The organism is Gordonia sp. SGD-V-85, from assembly GCF_001456905.1.
Classification (GTDB): Bacteria; Actinomycetota; Actinomycetes; order Mycobacteriales; family Mycobacteriaceae; genus Gordonia; species Gordonia hongkongensis.
The window spans coordinates 376,762-400,081 of the sequence record NZ_LNQO01000002.1 but is presented as its reverse complement, the minus strand read 5'-3'; the positions used below and the strand labels follow the sequence as shown (position 1 = coordinate 400,081).

Sequence of the window (23,320 nt, the reverse complement as noted above, 5' to 3'; positions counted from 1 at the left end):
CGATCACCGACGCCATCGTGGCCGGCGGGATCGACGGACGGCCCCGGCCGCTGGGAAACAGGTCCGCGAACATCTCCGCAGGGAACAACTGCTCGCGATGAGCAGCCAAAAACGCGAACACACTGCCCTCGGCCAGCAAATGCCCGACGACCGAGTTCACATCCAGAAACTCACCCTGACGATCCGGCTCACCCTGCATACTCACCAGGATCCCAGCCCACCAGGCAAACCCGCTCACCCCACACCGAAACGACGCCGACTATTTCAGCAGTCTCCTAGGCGCCGGGAACTCTGATCCCTAATCCAAAAGAACCTCGAAACCCGTGATCCCTGAGGTGCGAGGAGCGCGAGCGACGAGCCACGAAGGGCCTGGCGAGGCAGCTCACCCGGCCCTTCGTGGCTCGCTTCGCTCGCACCTCAGGGAGCAGAGGGAGTGGGCTGGCGAATCAGAACAGAGCCTCCCGATCACGCCGCCGAGGTCACCCGGTAGACGTCGTAGACGCCTTCGACGTTGCGCACCACGTTGAGCACGTGCCCGAGGTGCTTCGGGTCGCCCATCTCGAACGTGAACTTGCTGATGGCCACCCGGTCCCGGCTCGTCGTCACCGACGCGGACAGGATGTTGACGCGTTCGTCGGCGAGCACCTTGGTCACGTCCGACAGCAGCCGGTGCCGGTCGAGCGCCTCCACCTGGATCGCCACCAGGAACACCGATTCCGGCGACGGGGCCCAGGACACGTCGAGAATTCGTTCCTCTTGCTGCCGAAGCGATTCGGCGTTGGTGCAGTCGGTGCGGTGCACGCTGATCCCGCCGCCGCGGGTGACGAAACCGAGGATGTCGTCGCCGGGCACCGGGGTGCAGCACTTGGCGAGTTTGATCACGACGTTGTCGATGCCGTCGACCATGACGCCCGCGTCGCCGCCCTGACGTGCCCGGGTCGGCATCGTCGACGGCGTCGACCGCTCGGCGATCGCCTCTTCGGCGTCCTCGATGCCACCCAGTGAGGCGACCAGCCGGTTGACGACATGCCGTGCGGAGACGTGGTTCTCACCGACCGCGGTGTAGAGCGCGGTGACGTCGGTGTAGCGCAACTCGCGGGCGATCGTCGACATCGATTCCGCGCTGAGGAGCCGCTGGAGCGGGAGCCCGCCGCGGCGGACCTCCTTGGCGATCGCGTCCTTGCCGGCCTCGAGGGCCTCCTCGCGTCGCTCCTTGGCGAACCACTGCCGGATCTTGGCCTTGGCGCGCGGCGAGACCACGAATGTCTGCCAGTCCTTCGACGGACCGGCGGTCGGCGCCTTGGAGGTGAACACCTCCACCACCTCGCCGTTCTCGAGCGTGCGCTCGAGCGCGACCAGCCGGCCGTTGACGCGCGCGCCGATACAGCGGTGCCCGACCTCGGTGTGGACCGCGTAGGCGAAGTCGACCGGGGTCGACCCGGCAGGCAGGGTGATGACATCGCCCTTCGGGGTGAACACGAAAATCTCGCGCACGGCGAGGTCGTAGCGCAGCGACTCCAGGAACTCGCCCGGGTCCGCGGCCTCCCGCTGCCAGTCGAGCAGCTGGCGCATCCAGGCCATGTCGTCGATCTCGGCGGTGTCGGACTTCTTGCCCGACTTGCGGTAGCCGTTCTCCTTGTAGCGCCAGTGCGCGGCGATCCCGAACTCGGCCGTGCGGTGCATCTCGTGCGTGCGGATCTGCACCTCGAGCGGTTTGCCCTCGGGTCCGATCACAGTGGTGTGCAACGACATGTAGACGCCGAACCGCGGCTGGGCGATGTAGTCCTTGAAGCGCCCCGCCATGGGTTGCCACAGCGAGTGCACGACACCGACGGCGGCGTAGCAGTCACGGTCCTCCTCGCAGAGGATGCGCATCCCGACGAGGTCGTGGATGTCGTCGAAGTCGCGGCCCTTGACGATCATCTTCTGATAGATCGACCAGTAGTGCTTGGGCCGCCCTTCGACGGTTGCGTTGATACGCGCACCGGCCAGCGCATTGTTGATGTCGGCTCGCACCCGGGCCAGGTAGGTGTCGCGGGACGGCGCGCGGTCGGCGACGAGCCGGACGATCTCCTCGTAGCGTTTGGGGTGCAGGATCGCGAACGACAGGTCCTCGAGTTCCCATTTGACCGTCGCCATGCCGAGTCGATGAGCAAGTGGCGCAATGACTTCCAGGGTCTCGCGGGCCTTGCGCGCCTGCTTCTCCGGCGGCAGGAAGCGCATCGTGCGCATGTTGTGCAACCGGTCGGCGACCTTGATGACGAGAACGCGCGGATCGCGCGCCATCGCGATGATCATCTTGCGGATGGTCTCGGCCTCCGCGGCGCTGCCGAGGGCGACCTTGTCGAGCTTGGTCACGCCGTCGACGAGGTGCGCGACCTCGGGTCCGAAGTCCTTCTCCAGCGCCTGCAGGGAGTAGCCGGTGTCCTCGACCGTGTCGTGCAGCAGCGCCGCGATGAGGGTCGTGGTGTCCATGCCCAGATCGGCGAGAATCGTGGCGACCGCCAGCGGATGGGTGATGTAGGGATCGCCGGACTTGCGCTTCTGGCCGCTGTGCCGTTCGTCGGCGACGTCGTAGGCGCGCTGCAGCAACGCCACGTCGGCCTTGGGGTAGATCTCGCGGTGCAGCGTGACCAGCGGTTCGAGGACCGGCCGGACCTGGCTGCGGGTTGCGGTCATACGGCGCGCGAGGCGGGCGCGCACCCGGCGTGAGGCCGACGCACCCGGCTGGATGGAGCCGACCGCGGCCGGTGCGTTCGGCCGGTCGGCGGTCTCGGCCGACGTCGCTCCGGCGTCCGGGTTACCCGCGGGGGTCACGCCACGCTGCGCCGTGTCGGATTCATCGGGCATCAGCGGTCCTCCTCACGGTTGTCTGTCGGCATACGGTGACCCGTCCGGCCTGCCGGGCGGGCTCAGCCGATTCTAGTCGCGGCCCGCCCATGACCGGGTCGACGCCGTCAGTCCAGTGCGACCGCATGCACGGGAACGTCCGGTCCGAGGCCACGGGCGATCGTGTCCCGGCCGCCGAGACCCGCGAGTTCCATGATCACCGCGACCCCGACGACGTGCGCACCCGCACGATGGAGCAGTTCGGCCGCGGCGACCGCCGTCCCGCCGGTGGCGAGCACGTCGTCGACGAGCAGGACACGCCGCCCGCTGAGGTCGAGGCCGTCGGCCGGGATCTCAAGCGTTGCCTGCCCGTATTCGAGGCTGTAGTCGATGGCGAGGACCGGCGGCGGCAGCTTGCCGCCCTTGCGGACCGCCAGCACCCCGACCTCGAGCTCACGCGCGACCGCGCCGCCCAGCAGGAACCCGCGCGCGTCGATACCGGCCACGAGGTCGATCGACGAACAACCATGCGTGAGCGCGGTGACGATCGTCGACAGCCCTTCCGGGTCCGCGAGGACCGGTGTCAGATCCTTGAAAGCGATTCCGGGAGCCGGGAAGTCGTCGACGAGGCGAGCGTGTTCGGCGATCGCCGCCTGCGCTCGCGAGACCGCCTCCGCCGTACGGTCGGGCACGACACCACCCATCGCTTCACTCCCCTGCTCAGCCACGGATCGTCCACCGATCCATGTTCCATCCGGTGCCGTCGCGGCCGAGACCGGCCACCACGTTGCCCACCCGATCCTTCCACTGCCGTACCCGCGGCGCCGCGAAGAGGGGCACCGACGGCATCGTCGCCCAGGTCGCGTTCTCGATGGACCGGGCCAGACGGAGTCGGTCGGGCGCCGAGACGGTCGTCGCGAGCTGATCCACTCCCCGACTCACCATCGGCTCCCGGATGCCGGACAGGTTCAGGGGGTCTCCGCCGCGCAACGCGTAGGCGTCCCGGCTCGGGTCGGCAGCACCGGCCGCGGCGAATGACGCGCCCCCGGCGACGATGAGTGCGTCGACATCGCGGCCCAGCGCGTCGGGCCGCAGGTCGGGTGAGGACGCGTCCTCGACGACGATCCCCGCTGCGCGGCACGACGCCGCGATCGCCGCGGTCATCTGCTGCCAGCGCGGAGTCGGCGCGACGTAGCCGATGCGTACCGTCCGCGGTCGCAGCGCGACCTCCGAACCGGCCGCCTCGCCGCCGGCCGGATCCTGTACCGCGCCCTGCACGGTGGCCGCCCGGACGAGTCCGCGCGCTCGTTCGATGTCCGGCCGCTGATAGGCCTGGCCGAATTCGGTGTTCATCTGTGCGGCCAGATTGTCTGCCGGGGAGAGCACCCGGAGATTCCAGACCTGCGCGCCGGCGCCGAAATCGCGCGCGAGGTCGGCTCGCGGGACGCAGGAGGCGAACGCCCGGCGCATCCGGACATCGCCGAACAAGCCGCGGCCCGCCAGGACGAGTTCCTCGACGCCCAGCGCGCGCGCCGGCGAGGACGTCCCGGCGGCCCCCGCCGAACCGGCGATGTCACCGTCGACGAGGCCGGCCGTCACGTCGACGACGTCGAATCGCCCGTCGGGGAGCCGGCGGGTCGCGTCGGTCCCGCGCCCCCAGACGACGACGCGCGAGGTCTCCGGCTTGTCGCCCCACCACTCGTCGTTGGGCACCAGGACGAGTCCGCCCGAGCGCGAGTACCGGTCGATGCGATACGGACCCGACGCCGGATAGTGCGCGTGATCGACCGGTCCGAACGTCAGGTCGAAGCCGGTGTTCCATGCGTCCGCGATGCGTCCGACGGCGGCCCGGTCCATCGCCCGGATCGGGTCGATGACGTCGGAGAGGCCGGCCACGCGGGCCACCACATGCGCCGGCATCATCGCCCCGGCGCCGAAGAGCGAGAGCCAGTTCCGGTACTCCCGTCCGGGCGCGAAGGTGACGGTCGCGCTCTTGTCGCCGGCCGCGCAGTTCACCGAGTCGATGTCGCGATAGCCGGCGGTGGTCGCCGGGGTGAAGCCGGGCAGCCGTCCGCTCATCGCCGCCCAGGCGAGCACGAGATCGTCGCAGTCGAGGGCCACCCCGTCGGAGAAGGTCGCCTCGGGGTTGAAGTCATACCGCAGGGTCGGCACGCGGCCGGGCACCTGGGTGACCGTGCCGACGTCGCGATCCGGGATGACCTGGCCGGCCGGGCCCAGCAGACTGAAGCCGGGCAGCAGCCGGGTGGTCGCCATGAGGACGCCATCGGCGTTGCCGCTCACCGTGTTCGCGTTGTAGGTCGTGATCCGCGCGTCGACCACGTAGTCGATCGTCGGCGGCCCGTCGTCGCCGCAGGCCGTCACCAGCCCGGCGACCGTGACGAGCCCGACGAGGAGGCTCAGGACCCTGACGAACTCCCGGCGTCCAACGCTCACGTCGCAGAGACTAGCGGTTGCGGCGGCGTTTGCCGGTCGGGACCGCGCGGTCCGCGTCGTCGGTGTCGACTGCTGCCCCGGCGGATGCCCCTCGGCGCGTCCGGACCGGCCGCGGCTCGTCGGACGGGAGCCCGGCGCGACGTCGGAGGACCTTCTCGGTGTGCCGGCCGATGTCGGGGCGACGTTCCTTCAGTGTCGCCAGGAGCGGCGCGGCAAGGAAGACCGACGAGAACGTACCGACGAGGACACCGACGAGCTGGATCAGCCCGAGATCCTTGAGCGTTCCGACGCCGAGCAGCCAGACCGCGATGACCATCAGCGCGATGATCGGCAGCACCGAGATGACGGTGGTGTTGATCGATCGCATGAGGGTCTGGTTCACACCCAGGTTGGCCTGTTCGGCGTAGGTGCGCCGGGTGGTCTGGAGCACCGAGCGGGTGTTCTCGGAGATCTTGTCGAACACGACCACCGTGTCGTAGATCGAGAAGCCGAGGATGGTGAGCAGGCCGATGACGGTCGCCGGGGTGACCTCCCACCCGACGAGCGAGTAGATACCGGCGGTCACGATCAGGTCGAAGAACAGCGACCCCATCGCCGCGATGGACATCTCCCGGTCGAATCGCACCGCGATGTAGACGAAGACGATGACCAGGAACACGGCCAGCGCGATCAGCATGCGCTCGGTGATCTCGCTGCCCCACGTCGAGCTCACATCCGAGATGCTCACCTCGGCGGGCGCGAGTTCGGGACCGAATTCGTCGGCGAGCGCGCGCGTCACCGACTCCGCCTGGGCGAGATCGAGTGTCTCGGTGCGCACCTGGACCGTCTGGCTGCCACCGGCTCCCGCGGTCTGTACCGATTCGGGCGCCTCGCCGAGGGTCGCGGTGACAACTTCTTCGACGGACTCCGCGGTGATCTCCGAGGAGACGACCGGCACCGACATCTGGGTGCCGCCCTCGAAGTCGATACCGAGGGTGAACCCGCGGATTCCGATCGAGGCCAGGCAGATCAGCAGGATCGCCGCGGTGACGCCGTACCACATGCGGCGGCGCCCGACGATCTCGAAGGCACCGGTACCGGTGTAGAGCCGGGACAGGAACGAGCGGTTGCGATCGGCGACGAAGTCGGCGTCCGCGCCGGGCTGCGCCTTGTCGGCGTCGAGGACGGCCGAGTCGCCGGTTGCCTTGTTGTCCGGCCCGGTCATCGCACGGTCCCCTTCTCCCGAGTGGCGTCAGTGGTGTGGTCGGCGTCCGTCGACGATGCAGACGTGCCGGCGGTGGCCGCACCCGCTTGCCGGTGCGCGGCGACGCGACGCTGGCGGGCGACCTCGCTGATCGCCCCGAGTCCGTTGACGCTCGGCTTCGACAGGAATGTCGAACGGCTCGCGTAGACGACCAGCGGGTGGGTGACCAGGAACACGACCATGACGTCGAGGATCGTGGTGAGACCCAGTGTGAACGCGAAGCCGCGGACCTCGCCGATCGCCAGGATGTAGATGACCGCGGCGGCGATGAAGCTCACCGCATTGCCGGACCAGATGGTGCGGCGCGCGCTCGCCCAACCGCGGGGCACCGCGGACCGGAAGCTGCGCCCCTCGCGCATCTCGTCCTTGATTCGTTCGAAGTAGACGACGAACGAGTCGGCGGTCATACCGATACCGATGATCAGACCCGCGATGCCGGCGAGGTCGAGGGTGAACCCGATCCAGCGACCGAGCAGCACGATGATGCCGTACACCATGGCCCCGGCGAGGACGAGCGACAGCACCGTCAGGATGCCGAGCATGCGGTAGTAGGCCAGGGCGTAGATGAACACCGCGACCAGGCCCACCAGTCCGGCGATCAGGCCGGCCTGCAGCGACGCGAGACCCAGTGTCGCCGAGATCGTCTCGGCGTCGGAGGCGGTGAACGACAACGGCAGCGAGCCGTACTTCAGCACGTTGGCGAGTTCGTTCGACGACGACTCGGTGAACGGACTGGCGCTACCGCCGCTGATCCGGGTCTGACCGCCCGGGATGGGCTCGTTGATCGCCGGCGCCGAGACGACGCGCGAGTCGAGCGTGAAGGCGGTCTGGGTCCGGTTGGGGGCCTGCTCGGCGGTGTACCTGGGCCAGAAGCTGGCGGCCTCACCCTCGAATTCGAGGGTCACCACCCATTCGCCGGTCTGCGGATCGGTACCGGCGTTCGCGTTCTTGATGTCGCGACCGTCGATGATCTCCGGGCCGAGGAGGTAGACCTCCGAGCCGTCCGTCGAGCAGGCCACGAGGTACTGGTCGGGGCGGTCGTTGCCCAGCAGCGGGTCGTTGGCCGTCGGCGAGCAGTCCATCTTCGCCATCTGCTGCTGGAGAGCCTCGAGCTGCTGCGGGGTCGCGTTCCCCGGCGCCTGACGGAGCTTGCGCTGCTCGTCGATGGCGGCTGCCGCGGCCTCGGTGGGCAGGGCGTCGGCCTGATCGTCGGCACTCTCGGGCTTCGGCGGTTGCGGAGTCGCCATGGCCGGCTGCCCGACGACCGGTCGGACGTACAGGCGCGCCGTCTGGCCGAGTGACTTGGCCTGCGCGCCGTCCTGGCCGGGGACCGTGATGATCAGGTTGTCACCGCTGACGACGACCTCGGAACCGGAGACGCCGAGCCCGTTCACGCGCTGCTCGATGATCTGCTTGGCCTGATCGAGCTGCTCTCGGGTCGCCGCCTGACCGTCCTCGGTCCGCGCGGTCAGCGTGACGCGCGTACCGCCCTGGAGGTCGATACCGAGCTTCGGTTCGATGGTCTGGGGTCCGGTGAAGAATATCAGTCCGTAGACGACCGCGAGCAGGCCGATGAAGGCCACGAGCGGACGCCACGGCGGGATCTCTCGAGCCGGTCGCGACCGCTTCCCTGCAGTCCGGCCCTTCCCCGAAGTCCGAGAGGGAGTTGTCACAGCTGTTCAGGTCTCCTTGAGAGCGTCAACCGGCCGACGAGCAGCCCGACCGGCATGACCCATCGTCCACTCCTGGCCGGGACACGCCGGAAGCGCGTCGGAGGCGGTGCAGACGGACGGGCGCGCCGCGTCGTGGTCCGACGCGGCGCGGATGCGGCTTACTTGTCGTTGTCGCGCGCGTTGTCGGTGGCGGGCTTGTCCAGGCTGACCGAGTCGGCGTCGCCGTAGTCGTCGGACTCGATCTCCGGGGCGACGTGGCCGGCGTAGGTGGCCGCGGCCTCATCCGTCGGGACGACGCGCATGACGGCCAGCCGGTTCCAGCGGGTGACCACGCCGGTGGCGATCTCGACATCGACGACGTCGGGCGAGCTCGCGTCGATCACGGTGCCGAAGAGACCGGAGGTCAGCTGGACGCGGGTACCGGTGGACACCGAGTTCTGCATCTCCTGCATCTCGGCCACACGCTTCTTCTGCTTCCGCATCGACAGGAACATGAAGCCGGCCAGCAGGGCGAGCAGAAGCGGGAAGAGCAGAGCGTCCATGAGTGCGAGTCAGTCCTTTGGGTATCAGTGGGTACGGCGTGAGCGAGCGGCCTGTCCGGACGAATCCGGGCAGCATCAGCTCAGCTGTGCTCCACACAGTGTGCCACGTCTTGCGCGGAGCTCATCCCCGCAGGTGGTGCCGGTGTCCTCGACGGTCGTCGAAGATCCGGCTAGAGGTCGTCGAACAGCGTGTCGGCCGCCACGTCACGGGGACGCACCCCGAAGGTGGCGTTCATCGCACCGGCGGGCGGGGTGAGTCCGAGGTGATGCCAGGCGGCGGCGGTGGCCACCCGCCCGCGCGGCGTCCGCGCGATCATGCCCGCGCGCACAAGGAACGGCTCGCAGACCTCCTCCACGGTCGCCGGTTCCTCGCCGACGGCCACGGCCAGCGTGGACACCCCGACCGGCCCCCCGCCGAAGGCGCGGATCAGGGCGTCGAGGACCGCCCGGTCCAGACGGTCGAAGCCGAGTTCGTCGACGTCGTAGACCGCGAGCGCCGCGCGGGCGACGTCCACGGTGATCGACCCGTCTCCCCTCACCTCGGCGTAGTCGCGGACCCGGCGGAGCAGCCGGTTCGCGATGCGGGGCGTGCCCCGCGACCGGCGCGCGATCTCGCCCGAGGCGTCGCCGCGGAGTTCCATGCCCAGGATCCCGGCCGAGCGGTGCAGCACCCGGACGAGTTCGTCGGGCTCGTAGAACTCCATGTGCGCGGTGAACCCGAACCGGTCGCGCAGCGGGCCCGTCAGCGACCCCGACCGTGTTGTCGCCCCGACCAGCGTGAAGGGTGCGACGTCGAGCGGGATCGAGGTCGCTCCCGGGCCCTTGCCGACCACGACGTCGACGCGGAAGTCCTCCATCGCGAGGTACAGCATCTCCTCGGCCGGGCGCGCGATGCGATGGATCTCGTCGATGAACAGCACGTCGCCCTCGACGAGGTTCGACAGCATGGCCGCGAGGTCGCCGGCCCGCTCGAGTGCCGGACCGGAGGTCACCCGGATGGCGGCGCCCATCTCCGAGGCGATGATCATGGCCAGCGACGTCTTGCCGAGCCCGGGCGGTCCCGACAGCAGGATGTGGTCGGGGGTGCCACCGCGGCCCTTGGCCCCGTGCAGGACCAGTTCGAGCTGTTCGCAGACCCGCGGCTGGCCGATGAAATCAGCGAGTGACCGGGGACGGAGACCGGCGTCGAGGTCGCCGTCGGAGCGCACCGGCATCGCGCTCACGTCCCGATCGTCGACGTCGTCCGGATCGCCGCCCATCTACGACGCCTTGCCGAGCAGTGACAGCGAGTGACGCAGCGCGGTGGACGCATCGGCGTCGGGATTCTCGGCGAGTACCGTCGTGACCGCCTTCTCCGCGGGGCCCGCGGTGAACCCGAGCCCGACGAGCGCCTCGGCGACCTGCTCGCGAATACCGCCGACGACGGTCACACCGGTCGACGCCTCTCCCGTGGGCCGGTCCACCTTGTCCCGCAGTTCGACGCACAGCCGTTCGGCCACGCGTTTGCCGATGCCGGGTACCGAGGTCAGTGACTTGGTGTCGGATTCGGCGAGCGCGCGTCGCAACGCATCCGGCTCGAGGACTGCGAGGGTCGCCATCGCGAGTCTCGGGCCGACGCCGGTGACCGTCTGCAGCAGCGCGAACAGCGCACGGGCGTCGGGTTCGGTGAAGCCGTAGAGCGTCATCGAGTCCTCGCGGACGATCATCGAGGTCAGCAGCGTCGCCTCGTCACCGCGGCGCAGCCGGGACAGCGTCGCGGGCGTCGCCAGCACGCGGTATCCCACTCCCCCGCAGTCGATCACGGCGTGGTCGAGCGCGATCTCGAGCACCGGTCCGCGGACTGACGCGATCATGCGCGACTCCCCTCTCGTGCCTGGGCCACCCGCGCGCGGTGCCGGGCCGCGGCGGCGTCGGCCTGCTTCTGTGCGGCTGCCATCCGCTCCATCATGGGTCCGCGCCAGCAGTGACAGATCGCGAGCGCGAGCGCATCCGCGGCGTCGGCGGGACGCGGCTTGGTCTGCATGCCGAGAATCCGGGTGACCATCGCGGTGACCTGAGACTTGTCGGCCCGTCCGCTGCCGGTCACCGCCGCCTTCACCTCCGACGGGGTGTGAAAGCGCACCGGTACGTCGCGCTGGGACGCCGCGAGCGCGATGACGCCGCCGGCCTGCGCGGTCCCCATGGCCGTGGACACCTGGTTCTGCGCGAAGACCCGCTCGATGGCCACCACGTCGGGCTGGTGAACATCGAGCCAGTGACACGCGGAGGTGTAGATCGCGAGCAACCGCTCGGCGAGTTCCATGTCACTGGGGGTGCGCACGACGTCCACGTCGAGGGCGGTCACCGTCCGCCCCCGACCCGACTCGACCAGCGCGATACCGCACCGGGTCAGACCCGGATCGACGCCCATGACGCGCACTCGTACCCTCCCAGGCATGGTGATCTGCGAACAGTTGTTCGAGATCTTATCGGGGAGGACGGACAAGTCCGGTGATCAACACACCGGAGAGGCGGCGGCTGTCAGTCGTTCTCGAGTTCGGCGAGGACCTCGTCGCTGATGTCGACGTTGCTGTAGACGTTCTGGACGTCGTCGGAGTCCTCGAGGGCGTCGATCAGCTTGAACACCTTGCGTGCGCCGTCGGCGTCCACCGCGACCTCGACCGACGCGCGGAAGCTGGCCTCGGCGGAGTCGTAGTCGATCCCGGCCTCCTGCAGCGCGCTGCGGACGGCGATGAGATCGCTTGGCTCGCTGACGATCTCGAAGGACTCGCCGAGATCGGTGACCTCTTCGGCGCCCGCGTCGAGCACGGCCATCAGGACGTCGTCCTCGGTCTGTCCGTTCTTCTCCAGCGTCACCACGCCCTTGCGGGTGAACAGGTAGGAGACCGAACCCGGGTCGGCCATGTTGCCGCCGTTGCGCGTCATCGCGGTCCGGACCTCGCCGGCCGCACGGTTGCGGTTGTCGGTGAGGCATTCGATGAGCACGGCGACGCCGTTGGGCCCGTAGCCCTCGTACATGATGGTCTGCCAGTCCGCGCCGCCGGCCTCTTCACCACCGCCGCGCTTGCGTGCGCGTTCGATGTTGTCGTTGGGGACCGAGGACTTCTTCGCCTTCTGGATCGCGTCGAACAGTGTGGGGTTACCCGCCGGGTCACCGCCGCCGGTCCGCGCCGCCACCTCGATGTTCTTGATGAGCTTGGCGAACATCTTGCCGCGCTTGGCGTCGATGGCCGCCTTCTTGTGCTTGGTGGTGGCCCATTTGGAGTGGCCGCTCATGTCCGTCGATTCCTTTCCCGGCGCCGGCACGTGCGGCGGGCCGTGGCCCGCATCCGGCGCACTTCTACCTGTATCCGGTCGCCCTGTTGGTGGTGCGCCCTGTTGGGTTGTTCCCGGCGTGCCGGGCTCGTGGTCTACCGCTGGTTCGGCACGATCTTACCGACGCACCATCTCCACGAAGTATTCATGTACGCGCCGGTCGCCGGTCACCTCCGGGTGGAACGACGTCGCGAGCACGTTCCCCTGACGCACCGCGACGATCCGCCCGGCCGCCGGGCCGCCGGGAACACGCGCCAGGACCTCGACCTCCGGGGCGACGGACTCGACCCACGGCGCCCGGATGAACACCGCGCGCATCGGCGCGGCGCCCTCGGCGTCGGTGATCCCGGTGAACTCCAGGTCGGTCTCGAAACTCTCCACCTGACGCCCGAATGCGTTGCGCCGCACCGTGACATCGAGGGCGTCCAGATGCCGTGCGTCGGGCCGGGTGTCGAGGATCGTGGAGGCGAGCATGATCATGCCCGCGCACGACCCGTACGCCGGGAGGCCGTCGGACAGCTTGTCCACCAGCGGGTCGAACAGGTCGAAGATGCCGAGCAGTTTGCTCATCGTCGTCGATTCACCGCCGGGGATGACGATTCCGTCGACCTCGTCGAGTTCGGCCGGGCGTCGCACCGCCACGGCGTCGGCGCCGGCCGCCTCGAGCGCGAAGACGTGCTCGCGCACATCGCCCTGCAGTGCCAGAACCCCGATCCGCGGCCGGTTCCCTTCGCTCACCGATCGGTCCGGGCGTGCTGGTCGTCGGGCATCACGCGGCCGGTGCGCGCCAGCCCCTCCTGGGTGACCGCCGCGACCAGGCGGCCCTGTCGATCGAAGATCCGTCCCTGGGTCAGGGCGCGACCACCGCCCGCCGACGGCGACGTCTGGTCGTAGAGGAGCCAGTCGTCCGCGCGGAACGGCCGCATGAACCACATCGCATGGTCGAGCGAGGCGACCTGCGGATTGGATTCGGGGTGGGGCACACGCGAGGACCCGAGCAGGGTCATGTCGCTCATGTAGGCCAGCGTGCCGACGTGGAAGACGGTGTCGTCGGGCAGCCGATGGCGGTAGCGGAACCAGACTCGTTGTTGCGCAGCGAAATACGACGATGTGACCATCTTCTCCGGGGGCACGATGCGCAGATCGAAGTTGCGCCACTCCTTGAACACCGCGCGCTCTTCCTCGGCCAGCTCGTCGAGGCGGTCGGTGAGCTCGTCCGGTTGCGGGGCCGGCGGCATCCGGTCCTGGTGCTCGTAGCCCTGGTCGGTGCGCACGTGGAACGACGCCGACATGGTGAAGATGGCCTCGCCGTTCTGGATGCCGGTCACCCGCCGGGTGACGAACGACCGTCCGTCGCGTATGCGGTCGACGAGGAACACCGCCGGACGATCCGGGTCACCGGGACGCAGGAAGTAACCGTGGAGGGAATGGACGTCGAACTCGTCGGACACCGTGCGGGTCGCCGACATCAGGGCCTGACCGGCGACCTGGCCGCCGAAGGTGCGCTGCAGGTGACTCGGGAACGCACCGCCGCGGTAGATGTCGGTCTCGATCTGTTCGACCTGGAGTATGTCCTCGATGGCTGCCACGCAGACCAGTATCGCGCACGGCGCCGGTGGGCACTCCCCTGCCCGCCGAAGCGCGGCCGGCGATCAGAGTTCGTCGAGGGTCATGATCCCGTCCTGGATGGCCCGGGCGACCAGCGATGCCTTCGTCGGGGCGGGACGGCCGATCTCGGCGTACTTGGCCCGGATCCGGGTGAGGTGGGTGTTGACCGTACCGAGCGAAATGTAGAGCTCCTGGGCCACAGCGGGTTTGGAGTCGACGAGCATCCAGGTGCGCAGGACCTCGACCTCGCGCGAGGTGAGATTCGGCTTGGCCCGGTCGGCCGTGGCCTCCGCGACCTCGGGGACCTCGGTGAGCGCGGGAACGGCGACCGCACGGTGCAGGTGGGGGTGTCCCGGACGATGGCCCAGGCCGAGCGGCTGACCCGCGCGCGGCGTCTGGATCTGGTGGCCGGGCAACGGCATCCGGCGAGCCGCCAGACGCGCCAGGGCTTCCTTCCGGCGGGCGATGGCCTCCGCGTCACGACGAGCGCTGACCGAGCGCAGGTGCTGGGGGGCCTGATGGGCGATCGCAGTCATGTGTGCTTCCTCTTCACTCATTCAACCGGTGGTCTTCCGGGTTCTCCCGGCGATGAGATGAAGATTATGGGCTGCGGCCCGGGTGGTCGATGGGGAGAACTCCCCTACCCGTGGGGAGAACTACCCACGGTGAAACCGCAGGTCAGCGACGTGCAGACGCGGCGGCTGACTCAGTCGGCCGCGTTTCGGGCCGCCTCGGCGTCGATGAGGGGGAGATCTTCTCGCGTGACGATGCGTGACGACACCGCGTACTCCACCAGTTTGGTCCGGCGGTTGCTCGCGAGTTTTCCGCCCCCACCGCGCATTCCGCTCACCCCGAGTTGATCGAGTTTGTCGCAGACGTTGTCGAGTTTGCGATTGAACTTGGTCAGCGGCCAGCCCAGCCGGCGCGCCGCCTGCGCCGACGACGGGATGGCACTCGAGCCGGTCCCCTCACGCCGCAGGATCTCCTCGGCCAGCACGATGATGAGCAGTTTCTGGCTCTCGGTAAGCGTCGGCACGCCCTGCGTCGTGTGCCCGCCGCTGTATTCCGGCCGCGTCACCGACTTCACCTGCGGTGCGCGGGCGAACAGACTCAGCTCGTAGGTCGTCGGGCCGGCGGTGAACACGATGGTCGTCTCACCGAAGACGAGCGGCATCCGCGCACCGGGGCCCAGGGTCGCCGAGAACCCGACGTCGCCCGCCGAGACGCTCGCCGACAGGTGCGTGCCGAGATTGGTGAGCCACCAGAGCCCGTTCTCGTTGTGTATCACCAGGAATCGGCGATGAAGATAGGGGTTGTCGTCGATGGACAGATCCGCTTCGCGGCCGATGAAGAACCGTCGGTCGGCGTCGAGCGCGATGCGCTCGCCGCAGTATTCGACGTAGGTCGCCCCGGCGTCCAGCGCGGCGTCGCCGGACTCTGCCGGGGATGTCTCGGCCCGGTCCTGACCCGTGGTCATCAGTCCTCCGATCAGCTCGGGTCGGGGGCCGGAGCAGCTCCGGCGGCCTCTCCCTGCGCCGAGTCGTCGAGCGCGGGCATCGTGAGGGTCGGCACCGACTCGTGGACACTCACGACGATGACGGTGACGTTGTCGTGCGCGCCGAGCGCCAGGGCGGCGTCGACGAGCCGTTCGGCCGCCTGCCGGGAGTCCTCCGCATTGCGCAGGATGTCACCGATCTCCTCGTCGGGCAGCTCCCCGGTCAGACCGTCGGTACACAGCAGCAGCACATCCCCCGGGAATGCCGGCGTACTCGAGTAATCGGCGACCGGGTCGACCATGCCCGCGCCGAGCGCACGCGTGATCACGTTGCGGCGCGGGTCGGTTCGGGCCTGCTCGGGCGTGAGGAATCCGGCGTCGATGAATTCCTGGACCTGCGAGTGATCGGTGGTGAGCTGGTTGAGCGACCCGTTCTGGAAGCGATAGGTCCGCGAGTCGCCGATGTTGAGCACCAGCCAGTGCGGGCTCTGCTCGTGGGTGACGAGCACGATGCCGGTGGCGGTGGTACCCGCGCGTCGCTCGGTCTCGGTGTCGATCTCGCCGATGCGCCGCTGGGCGGCGAGCAACAGATCGTCGAGTTGCAGTTGGGTCGCCTTGAGTTCACCCGCGCTGGTGGCCTCCGACAAGGTGAGCAGTGCGGCCTCGCTGGCCAGTTCGCCGCTGTCGTGCCCGCCCATGCCGTCGGCGAGCAGGTACATCCCCGGCAGCGCGAGTGCCGCGTCCTCGTTCGTCTCCCGGACTCGCCCCACATTGCACGCGGCGGACCACTCGAGCCGCAATTCACCCACGATGTGTGTGCCCGAGACCGAAGCGTCTCGAACGATGGTCGCCGCATCCATGATCAGCAGATACTACCGCCGCGAAGCCCCTGACCCGCCACGCATGTCGACTGTTCGGTCTCCGGCGTGTTGAGACGGGGCGCCGCGGCGGCCGGCGGTCGGTCTGACCACCTACGATTCGGACGAAGCGGTCACCAGCCGCGCTCGGCGAGGCGGTGCGGCTGCGGGATGTCGTCGACGTTGATGCCGACCATCGCCTCACCAAGGCCGCGCGAGACCTTCGCCAGCACGTCGGGATCGTCGTGGAACGTGGTCGCCTGCACGATCGCCGCGGCCCGCTGTGCCGGGTTGCCCGACTTGAAGATCCCCGATCCGACGAACACACCCTCGGCGCCGAGCTGCATCATCATCGCGGCGTCGGCCGGGGTGGCGATCCCGCCCGCGGTGAACAGCGTGACCGGCAGCTTGCCGGCCTCGGCCACCTCGACCACCAGCTCGTAGGGAGCTTGCAATTCCTTTGCGGCCACGTACAGTTCGTCCTTCGGCAACGAGGTCAGACGCCGGATCTCGTCGCGGATCTTGCGCATGTGGGTCGTCGCGTTCGACACGTCGCCGGTGCCGGCCTCGCCCTTCGAGCGGATCATGGCCGCGCCCTCGGTGATCCGGCGCAAGGCCTCACCGAGATTGGTCGCACCGCACACGAACGGCACGGTGAAGGCCCACTTGTCGATGTGGTTGCTGTAGTCGGCCGGGGTCAGGACCTCGGATTCGTCGACGTAGTCCACCCCGAGGCTCTGCAGGATCTGCGCCTCGACGAAATGGCCGATGCGGGCCTTGGCCATCACCGGGATCGAGACGGCGGCGATGATGCCGTCGATCATGTCGGGATCGCTCATCCGCGACACCCCACCCTGGGCACGGATGTCGGCGGGCACCCGCTCCAGAGCCATGACGGCCACCGCGCCGGCATCCTCGGCGATCTTCGCCTGCTCGGGGGTCACGACGTCCATGATCACGCCGCCCTTGAGCATCTCCGCCATGCCGCGCTTGACCCGGGCCGTGCCCTGGCCGACCTCGGGAACGGTCGCGCCGTTGTGACTCACTGAAGATCTCCTCGTGTCGCAGTCCCGACCTGCCGCGTTCGCGGCGGCGGTATGCCCACCAGTCTAGGTGAGGGGCCGAGGGCCCCCGACGAGGGATCAGTCCGCCTGGCCTGGGGTGACGCGCTCGATGATCTCGAAGTACTCCGGGGGTGCCGCGTGGCCGCCGAGCCGCAGCCATCGAACGGGCCGTCGTTGCGCGAGGGCCCTGGTGTCACGCACGGCGTCGTTGTAGAACCGACGCGCCATCATCACCCGCGTCTCGGCGTCGGCGAGTTCGACGACGAGGGCCGCGGACCGACGATTCGGGTCGGTGCGCGCCAGTGCGGCCGACAGCGCGTTCTCGGCGTCCTCACGTGCCGACGGCGCGGCCCGCTCGGCGCGATCGGCCAGCGTGGCGAGCTCTCGCGCCTGGGCGGCGACGCCGTCGTCGACGGACGTGCGGGAGTTCGCGGCGCCGTCGCCGGCGATCATCTCCGCTGACACCGCACGCACGACCACCGCGCGCCGGTCGAGGTTCGATTCGAGCGCCTGGCGGGCGAGATCGACGCGGACGTTGAGCCGGTCGAGGCGGTTGGCCGTGTGGTAGGCCCATCCCGCCACGAGCAGCACGGCCACCACGCCGAGGACGATCCAGGTGGCCATCAGTCCGACACCACGACCGGACCGGCTCCCACGGTGACGGTGTCGTAGACCCGGAGGATCTGGTCGGCCACCCGCGACCAGTCGTACTTGTCGGCCCGAATACGTCCGGCGGCGACGAGGTCGCCGCGCGCCTCCGGGTCGGCGAGGAGTTCGACGAGGCCGGCGGCGAGTTGATCGGGGGAACCCGTCTCGACGAGTCGCCCGGCCCGGCCGTCGTCGAGCACCCGCCGGAAGGCGTTCAGGGAGCTGGCGATCACCGCCGCCCCGGCCGCCATCGCCTCGACCAGGACGATGCCGAAGCTCTCGCCGCCGAGGTTGGGCGCGCAGTAGACGTCGGCGGAGGCCAGCGCCCGCGCCTTGGTCGCGTCGTCGACCTGCCCCAGGAACACCAGGTGTTCGGCGAGTGGACCCGCCCGCCGCCGCAGCGCCGCCTGGTTGCCGCCGCCGACGACCAGGACCCGCACGTACGGGAACCTCTCCACGACCGCGGGCAGCGCACGCATGAGCACATCGATGCCCTTGCGCGGTTCGTCGAAACGGCCGAGGAACAGAATCGTTCCACCCGGGTGCGGATACCCCTCGAGAGGCTCGGCGTCGGCGAAGGACGCGACGTTGATGCCGTTCGGGATCTCGACGGCATCGGAGCCGAGTGACTCCATCTGCCAGCGACGCGCGAGCTCGGAGACGGCGATCTTGCCCGCGATCCGTTCGTGATACGGCCGTAGGATTCCCTGGAACACGCTCAGCCACAACGATTTCGAGGTGGCGGTGTGGAAGGTGGTGACGATGGGCCCGGAGGCCACCATCAACGACAGCATCGAGATGCTCGGCGAATTCGGTTCGTGGACGTGCAGGACGTCGAATCCGTTCTCGGCGACCCAGCGACGCAAGCGCAGGTAGCCCTTGGGACTGAAATTCACCCGGGAGACCGAGCCGTTGTACGGGATCGCCAGCGCGGGCCCCGCCCGGACGACGTAGTCCGGCAGTTCGGTGTCGCGGCCGGCCGGGGCGAGCACGCTGACCTCGTGGCCCCGGTCGAGGAAGACGTCGGCGAGTTCGGTGACGTGGGCCTGTACACCCCCGGGCACGTCGAACGAGTAAGGGCAGATCATTCCGATTCGCATAGCACTCCCCTGGTCGTCGTCATGTCGGCGTCCCGTCCTGCTCCACGCGACCGCGCTGACGGTCGGTCCAGTCGCTCTCCCAGAGCGGCTGCAGCATGTGCCAGTCCGCCGGATGCGCGGCGATATTGACCGCGAAGGCGTCGGCGAGGGCCTGGGTGGCCGTTTCGATCCCACCGGAGACGTCGATCTGCTCCCCGCAACACATCCGGGAGTACGGCGCCTCCTCGAACCAGTGATGGACGGGCATCAGCGCGGCACCGGTCTCCATCGCCAGCCGTGCGGACCCCGCCGGCATGCGGGTTCGCTCGCCGAAGAAGGTCACCGGCACCCCGTGCCGGGCGATGTCGCGTTCGCCGAGCAGGCACACGATGCCGCCGGCGCGGAGCCGGTCGGCCAGCTGCCCGAACGGGGGTTGCTCGCCACCGCTCAGCGGGAAGATCTCGAAGCCGAGCGATTCCCGGTAGGCGACGAACCGGTTGAACAGTGACTCCGGCTTCAGGCGTTCCGCGACCGTCGCGAACCTGCCGTAATGGTGGACCAGCCAGACACCGGCCATGTCCCAGTTGCCGGTGTGCGGCAGCGCCAGGATGACTCCCTTGCCCCTCGCCAGCGCGGCGTCCAGTCGGGCCCGGTCCTCGTCGGGGAGCGTGACGGTGGACGTGACGGTCGCACGATCCTGCGTCGGCAGGCGGAACGCCTCGCACCAGTACCGGGCGTAGGAGCGCATGGCGTCGGCGACGAGGTCGTCGGGCACCTGCGCGGGTTCCACGCCCAGGACACGGGCCAGGTTGTGGCGCAACTGGTCCGGGCCACCGCCACGACGACCCGCGTAGCTGCCGGCACGGTCGAACAGACCCCGCGCGGCGCGTTCCGGAGCCCAGCGAACGGCGGCCCAGCCGGCCCGGTACCCGAGATCGGCGGCCATCGCGCCGAGATCGGTCATCGCTGTCCCGCGGGCGGGGTCTGACCGTCCGAGCCGGACGAGGGTTCGGCATCGCCGTTCTCGGTGTCTGAGGGCCCGGTGTCTGCGGGTTCCGAGGCGATGGGGATGAGGTCCCGCGCACCCGGCGACTGCGCGATCGACCACATCCGCTGCCCGACGGTGATGACACTGGCGACCGCGAGGAACCACATCGCGACGTGGATGGCCCACCACAGGCCGAGACCCGTGAGACCGGCGCCGACGAGCACGATGATCAGCCGGTCGGGCCGCTCGATGAGACCGCCGTCGCCGTACAGGCCGCTCGCCTCCGCGCGGGCCTTGGCATACGAGATGACCTGGGAGGTCACCAGACAGATGAGGGTCGCGACGAGGAGCAGGTCGTGGGGTTCGGTGACCGCGCACCACCAGGCGAGGCCGGCGAAGATGGCGCCGTCGGCGACGCGGTCACAGGTCGCGTCGAGAACGGCGCCGAATCGCGTGCCGCCGCCCCGGGCACGGGCCATCGCGCCGTCGAGCATGTCGAACATCACGAACAGCCAGATGACCAGCGTGCCCCAGAACAGCTCCCCCATCGGGAACAGCGTGAGGGCGGCTGCGACGCCGGCCAGCGTGCCGATCACCGTCACCGAGTCCGGCGTCAGCCCGGTCCGCAGGAGCGCCCGACCCATCGGGAGGGTCACCTTCGAGACCGATGCCCGACCCAGAATGCTCAGCATCGCCGAGTTCCTCCCCCATCTCGCGCCGCGTCGTGGCTCAGCGCTTCCCGATCGCTCTCGTCTGACATCGCCTCACCTGATCGCACCGGCACCCGATCGCTCACAGCGGGGTCAGTCGTCCAGCCGTTGCCAGGCGGTGGCCAGCAGTCCGCGAGTGTCCCGGAGCAACTGCGGCATGACCTTCGTCTCGCCGACGATGGTGATGAAGTTCGCGTCGCCCATCCATCGCGGCACGATGTGCTGGTGGAGGTGCTCGGACAACGAACCGCCGGCCGCGTAGCCGAGATTCAGACCCACGTTGAACGCGTTGGGGTTCGACACCGCCTTGATCGTGCGGATCATCCGCTGCGTGAACGCCATCAGTTCCGCGGACTCCGCGGCGGTCAGATCCTCGAGGTCGGCGACCTGCCGGTACGGCACCACCATGGTGTGCCCCGGGTTGTAGGGGTACAGGTTCAGCACCGCGTAGACGGTGTCACCACGCGCCACGATGAGACCGTCCTCATCGCTCATGGTCGGGATGTCGAGGAACGGGTGCCCCGTCTTCTCGGCCGGTTGCGGGTCGGCGATGTAGGTCATCCGGTGGGGACTCCACAGCCGTTGCAGGCGATCCGCCACACCGACACCCTCGTCTCGGATCTCGCCGGGCGCCTCACCGAACGCGGCGTCACTCATCGAGCGCCCCCGCCACCACGACCGTCTCCACCTCGCCGAGCGCGGCCTCGACCAACTCCTTGGTGGGCGACTCGTTGCGCCTGCTCCGGACCCACTCGACGATCACCGACACCGCATCGGCGACCGGTACGCCGTTGACCTGTGTGCCGTCGCGGAACCGGAAGCTCACCGCCCCGGCCTCGACGTCGCGTTCGCCGGCCAGCAACATGAACGGCACCTTGCCGGTGGTGTGGTTGCGGATCTTCTTCTGCATCCGGTCGTCGGAGGCGTCGACCTCGGCGCGGACACCGGCGGCGAGAAGGTCGGCCACCACATCAAATAGGTGTCCCTCGAACGCCTCCGCGACCGGGATGCCGACCACCTGGACCGGTGCGAGCCACGCCGGGAACGCGCCCGCGTAGTGCTCGGTGAGCACGCCGAAGAACCGCTCGATGGAGCCGAACTTCGCCGAGTGGATCATCACCGGCTGCTGCTTGGTGCCATCGGCGGCGGTGTATTCGAGGTCGAATCCGGCCGGCTGGTTGAAGTCGTACTGGATGGTCGACATCTGCCAGGTACGCCCGATCGCGTCCTTCGCCTGAACCGAGACCTTCGGTCCGTAGTAGGCGGCACCACCCGGGTCGGGCACGAGGTCGAGACCTGATTCGACGCACACCTCTTCGAGGATGGCGGTCGCGGCGGCCCACTGCTCCGCGGAACCGATGAACTTCGGCGAGTCGTCACGGGTGGACAGCTCGAGGTAGAACTCGTCGAGGCCGAAGTCGCGCAGCAGCCCGAGGATGAAATCGAGCAGATGCTTGATCTCGTCCTTGGCCTGTTCCGGCGTCACATAGCTGTGCGAATCGTCCTGGGCGAACCCGCGGACGCGGGTCAGACCGTGCACGACGCCCGACTTCTCGTAGCGGTAGACGTGACCGAACTCGAAGAGCCGCAGCGGCAGTTCACGGTACGACCGTCCGCGCGACCGGAAGATCAGATTGTGCATCGGGCAGTTCATTGCCTTGAGGTAGTAGTCCTGCCCCTGGCGGGTGATCTCCCCTGCCTCGTTGCGTTCCTCGTCGACGTGGATCGGCGGGAACATGCCGTCGGCGTAGTACGGCAGATGGCCAGACAGGTGGAACAGATGTTCCTTCGAGATGTGCGGGGTGCCGACGTACTGGAAGCCGTTCTCGATGTGCTTCGCGCGGACGTAGTCCTCCATCTCGCGCTTGATGATGCCGCCCTTCGGGTGGAAGACCGGGAGTCCCGAGCCGAGCTCGTCGGGGAAGCTGAACAGGTCGAGTTCGGCGCCGAGCTTTCGGTGATCGCGCTTCTCGGCCTCGGCGAGCATCTCCAGGTGTGCGTCCAGCGCCTCCGACGATTCCCACGCGGTGCCGTACACGCGCTGCAGACCGGCGTTGGCCTGATCGCCGCGCCAGTACGCCGCCGAGCTGCGGGTCAGCTTGAAGGCCGCGATGTACTTGGTGGTCGGGACGTGCGGTCCGCGGCACAGGTCGCACCAGATGCGTTCTCCGGTGCGCGGATTGAGGTTGTCGTAGACCGACAGTTCCCCGCCGCCGACCTCCATCACCTCGGCGTCGTCGGCCGCGCCCTTGTCGTCGATGAGTTCGAGTTTGAACGGCTCGCCGGCCAGTTCGGCGCGGGCCTCGTCCTTCGACTCGTACACCCGCCGCGAGAACCGCTGACCCGACTTGATGATCTGCTTCATCTTCTTCTCGAGGGCGGTGATGTCCTCGGGGGTGAAGGGTTCGGCGACGTCGAAGTCGTAGTAGAAGCCGTCCTTGATCGGCGGGCCGATGCCGAGCTTGGCCTCGGGGAACAGCTCCTGGACCGCCTGCGCGAGAACGTGTGCGGTGGAGTGCCGGATCACGCTGCGGCCGGCCTCGGTGTTCGCGGCGACCGGTTCGACATCGGTATCGGCGTCAGGTGCCCACGACAGGTCGCGGAGGTCCCCGCCCGCGTCACGGACGACGACGATGGCCTCCGGGCCCTTGTTGGGCAGCTCGGCCTCGCGCAGTGCGGTGCCCGCGGTCGTCCCAGCCGGCACACGGATCGTGGCGGGGCTGGTCACCTGGACGTCGTCGGGCACGGGGGCGCTCCTCGGGTTGGGGCGGACACGCGAAGACGCGTCCGGGTCGGACGTTTGCGACTCTGATGG

Annotated in this window: 22 protein-coding genes and 1 pseudogene; all 23 read right to left on the bottom strand. The window is 69.0% G+C overall.

Going from position 1 to position 23,320, the window contains the following annotated elements:
- Window positions 1-199: pseudogene (locus AS181_RS03945) on the bottom strand (IS5/IS1182 family transposase); the annotation flags it as partial.
- A 266-nt stretch (window positions 200-465) separates the two neighbouring features.
- On the bottom strand, window positions 466-2,850 hold the full coding sequence (locus AS181_RS03940) for a RelA/SpoT family protein (protein ID WP_058250277.1): 2,385 nt from the start codon (window positions 2,848-2,850) through the stop codon (window positions 466-468).
- 107 nt (window positions 2,851-2,957) lie between these two features.
- Entirely contained in the window at window positions 2,958-3,533 is a 576-nt protein-coding gene (locus AS181_RS03935) for an adenine phosphoribosyltransferase (protein WP_058250276.1), read from the bottom strand.
- Between the two features lie 16 nt (window positions 3,534-3,549).
- Window positions 3,550-5,283 carry an ABC transporter substrate-binding protein gene (locus AS181_RS03930; protein ID WP_058250275.1) on the bottom strand — a complete coding sequence of 578 codons (1,734 nt, stop codon included), beginning with the start codon at window positions 5,281-5,283 and terminating at the stop codon, window positions 3,550-3,552.
- Window positions 5,284-5,293: 10 nt separating this feature from the next.
- Window positions 5,294-6,487 (bottom strand): protein translocase subunit SecF, encoded by a 1,194-nt coding sequence (gene secF, locus AS181_RS03925; RefSeq protein WP_058250274.1) that lies wholly within the window; start codon window positions 6,485-6,487, stop codon window positions 5,294-5,296.
- Window positions 6,484-8,109, bottom strand: coding sequence for a protein translocase subunit SecD (gene secD, locus AS181_RS03920; protein ID WP_231742245.1), 1,626 nt, complete (start codon window positions 8,107-8,109; stop codon window positions 6,484-6,486). Before secD ends, secF begins: the two co-directional genes overlap by 4 nt.
- A gap of 248 nt (window positions 8,110-8,357) precedes the next feature.
- Window positions 8,358-8,741, bottom strand: a complete 384-nt coding sequence (gene yajC, locus AS181_RS03915) for a preprotein translocase subunit YajC (RefSeq protein WP_058250272.1) — start codon at window positions 8,739-8,741, stop codon at window positions 8,358-8,360.
- A gap of 170 nt (window positions 8,742-8,911) precedes the next feature.
- Complete coding sequence (ruvB, locus tag AS181_RS03910) at window positions 8,912-10,000, bottom strand: Holliday junction branch migration DNA helicase RuvB (RefSeq protein WP_058250271.1); 1,089 nt, start codon at window positions 9,998-10,000, stop codon at window positions 8,912-8,914.
- The gene (gene ruvA, locus AS181_RS03905; RefSeq protein WP_058250270.1) at window positions 10,001-10,594 is read right to left on the bottom strand and encodes a Holliday junction branch migration protein RuvA; all 594 of its coding nucleotides are present in this window, start codon (window positions 10,592-10,594) and stop codon (window positions 10,001-10,003) included.
- A complete protein-coding gene (ruvC, locus tag AS181_RS03900; protein ID WP_058250269.1) occupies window positions 10,591-11,160 on the bottom strand; it encodes a crossover junction endodeoxyribonuclease RuvC in 570 nt (189 codons plus the stop codon). The genes ruvA and ruvC overlap by 4 nt, the downstream gene beginning before the upstream one ends.
- Before the next feature lie 101 nt (window positions 11,161-11,261).
- Window positions 11,262-12,017, bottom strand: a complete 756-nt coding sequence (locus tag AS181_RS03895) for a YebC/PmpR family DNA-binding transcriptional regulator (protein WP_058250268.1) — start codon at window positions 12,015-12,017, stop codon at window positions 11,262-11,264.
- 156 nt (window positions 12,018-12,173) lie between these two features.
- Window positions 12,174-12,794: a pyridoxal 5'-phosphate synthase glutaminase subunit PdxT gene (pdxT, locus tag AS181_RS03890; RefSeq protein WP_058250267.1), complete on the bottom strand. Its 621-nt coding sequence runs from the start codon at window positions 12,792-12,794 to the stop codon at window positions 12,174-12,176.
- The gene (locus AS181_RS03885) at window positions 12,791-13,645 is read right to left on the bottom strand and encodes an acyl-CoA thioesterase (RefSeq protein WP_058250266.1); all 855 of its coding nucleotides are present in this window, start codon (window positions 13,643-13,645) and stop codon (window positions 12,791-12,793) included. Before AS181_RS03885 ends, pdxT begins: the two co-directional genes overlap by 4 nt.
- Before the next feature lie 63 nt (window positions 13,646-13,708).
- Entirely contained in the window at window positions 13,709-14,200 is a 492-nt protein-coding gene (locus AS181_RS03880; RefSeq protein WP_058250265.1) for a helix-turn-helix transcriptional regulator, read from the bottom strand.
- Window positions 14,201-14,370: 170 nt separating this feature from the next.
- Window positions 14,371-15,141: an FHA domain-containing protein gene (locus AS181_RS03875; protein WP_058250264.1), complete on the bottom strand. Its 771-nt coding sequence runs from the start codon at window positions 15,139-15,141 to the stop codon at window positions 14,371-14,373.
- A gap of 11 nt (window positions 15,142-15,152) precedes the next feature.
- Window positions 15,153-16,019, bottom strand: a complete 867-nt coding sequence (locus AS181_RS03870; RefSeq protein WP_058250263.1) for a PP2C family protein-serine/threonine phosphatase — start codon at window positions 16,017-16,019, stop codon at window positions 15,153-15,155.
- Window positions 16,020-16,150: 131 nt separating this feature from the next.
- A complete protein-coding gene (gene pdxS / locus AS181_RS03865) occupies window positions 16,151-17,062 on the bottom strand; it encodes a pyridoxal 5'-phosphate synthase lyase subunit PdxS (protein ID WP_058250262.1) in 912 nt (303 codons plus the stop codon).
- A gap of 96 nt (window positions 17,063-17,158) precedes the next feature.
- Window positions 17,159-17,704, bottom strand: coding sequence for an NUDIX hydrolase (locus AS181_RS03860; protein WP_058250261.1), 546 nt, complete (start codon window positions 17,702-17,704; stop codon window positions 17,159-17,161).
- Entirely contained in the window at window positions 17,704-18,828 is a 1,125-nt protein-coding gene (locus AS181_RS03855) for a glycosyltransferase family 4 protein (RefSeq protein ID WP_058250260.1), read from the bottom strand. Before AS181_RS03855 ends, AS181_RS03860 begins: the two co-directional genes overlap by 1 nt.
- 19 nt (window positions 18,829-18,847) lie before the next feature.
- On the bottom strand, window positions 18,848-19,771 hold the full coding sequence (locus tag AS181_RS03850) for a phosphatidylinositol mannoside acyltransferase (RefSeq protein ID WP_058250259.1): 924 nt from the start codon (window positions 19,769-19,771) through the stop codon (window positions 18,848-18,850).
- Window positions 19,768-20,487: a phosphatidylinositol phosphate synthase gene (gene pgsA / locus AS181_RS03845; RefSeq protein WP_058250258.1), complete on the bottom strand. Its 720-nt coding sequence runs from the start codon at window positions 20,485-20,487 to the stop codon at window positions 19,768-19,770. The genes AS181_RS03850 and pgsA overlap by 4 nt, the downstream gene beginning before the upstream one ends.
- Window positions 20,488-20,598: 111 nt before the next feature.
- Window positions 20,599-21,162 (bottom strand): HIT family protein, encoded by a 564-nt coding sequence (locus AS181_RS03840; protein ID WP_058250257.1) that lies wholly within the window; start codon window positions 21,160-21,162, stop codon window positions 20,599-20,601.
- Window positions 21,155-23,251, bottom strand: a complete 2,097-nt coding sequence (gene thrS, locus AS181_RS03835) for a threonine--tRNA ligase (RefSeq protein ID WP_058250256.1) — start codon at window positions 23,249-23,251, stop codon at window positions 21,155-21,157. The genes AS181_RS03840 and thrS overlap by 8 nt, the downstream gene beginning before the upstream one ends.
- Window positions 23,252-23,320: the final 69 nt, after the last annotated feature.

Bases quoted from the DNA above. Each gene is read 5' to 3' on its own strand.
- AS181_RS03895 (WP_058250268.1), bottom strand. From the start codon at position 12,017: ATGAGCGGCCACTCCAAATGGGCCACCACCAAGCACAAGAAGGCGGCC.
- AS181_RS03850 (WP_058250259.1), bottom strand. From the start codon at position 19,771: ATGACCGATCTCGGCGCGATGGCCGCCGATCTCGGGTACCGGGCCGGC.
- ruvB (WP_058250271.1), bottom strand. From the start codon at position 10,000: ATGGGCGGCGATCCGGACGACGTCGACGATCGGGACGTGAGCGCGATG.
- yajC (WP_058250272.1), bottom strand. From the start codon at position 8,741: ATGGACGCTCTGCTCTTCCCGCTTCTGCTCGCCCTGCTGGCCGGCTTC.
- AS181_RS03940 (WP_058250277.1), bottom strand. From the start codon at position 2,850: ATGCCCGATGAATCCGACACGGCGCAGCGTGGCGTGACCCCCGCGGGT.
- AS181_RS03855 (WP_058250260.1), bottom strand. From the start codon at position 18,828: ATGCGAATCGGAATGATCTGCCCTTACTCGTTCGACGTGCCCGGGGGT.
- secF (WP_058250274.1), bottom strand. From the start codon at position 6,487: ATGACCGGGCCGGACAACAAGGCAACCGGCGACTCGGCCGTCCTCGAC.
- ruvA (WP_058250270.1), bottom strand. From the start codon at position 10,594: ATGATCGCGTCAGTCCGCGGACCGGTGCTCGAGATCGCGCTCGACCAC.
- AS181_RS03870 (WP_058250263.1), bottom strand. From the start codon at position 16,019: ATGGATGCGGCGACCATCGTTCGAGACGCTTCGGTCTCGGGCACACAC.
- AS181_RS03860 (WP_058250261.1), bottom strand. From the start codon at position 17,704: ATGGCCACCTGGATCGTCCTCGGCGTGGTGGCCGTGCTGCTCGTGGCG.
- pgsA (WP_058250258.1), bottom strand. From the start codon at position 20,487: ATGCTGAGCATTCTGGGTCGGGCATCGGTCTCGAAGGTGACCCTCCCG.
- AS181_RS03875 (WP_058250264.1), bottom strand. From the start codon at position 15,141: ATGACCACGGGTCAGGACCGGGCCGAGACATCCCCGGCAGAGTCCGGC.
- AS181_RS03880 (WP_058250265.1), bottom strand. From the start codon at position 14,200: ATGACTGCGATCGCCCATCAGGCCCCCCAGCACCTGCGCTCGGTCAGC.
- AS181_RS03935 (WP_058250276.1), bottom strand. From the start codon at position 3,533: ATGGGTGGTGTCGTGCCCGACCGTACGGCGGAGGCGGTCTCGCGAGCG.
- AS181_RS03840 (WP_058250257.1), bottom strand. From the start codon at position 21,162: ATGAGTGACGCCGCGTTCGGTGAGGCGCCCGGCGAGATCCGAGACGAG.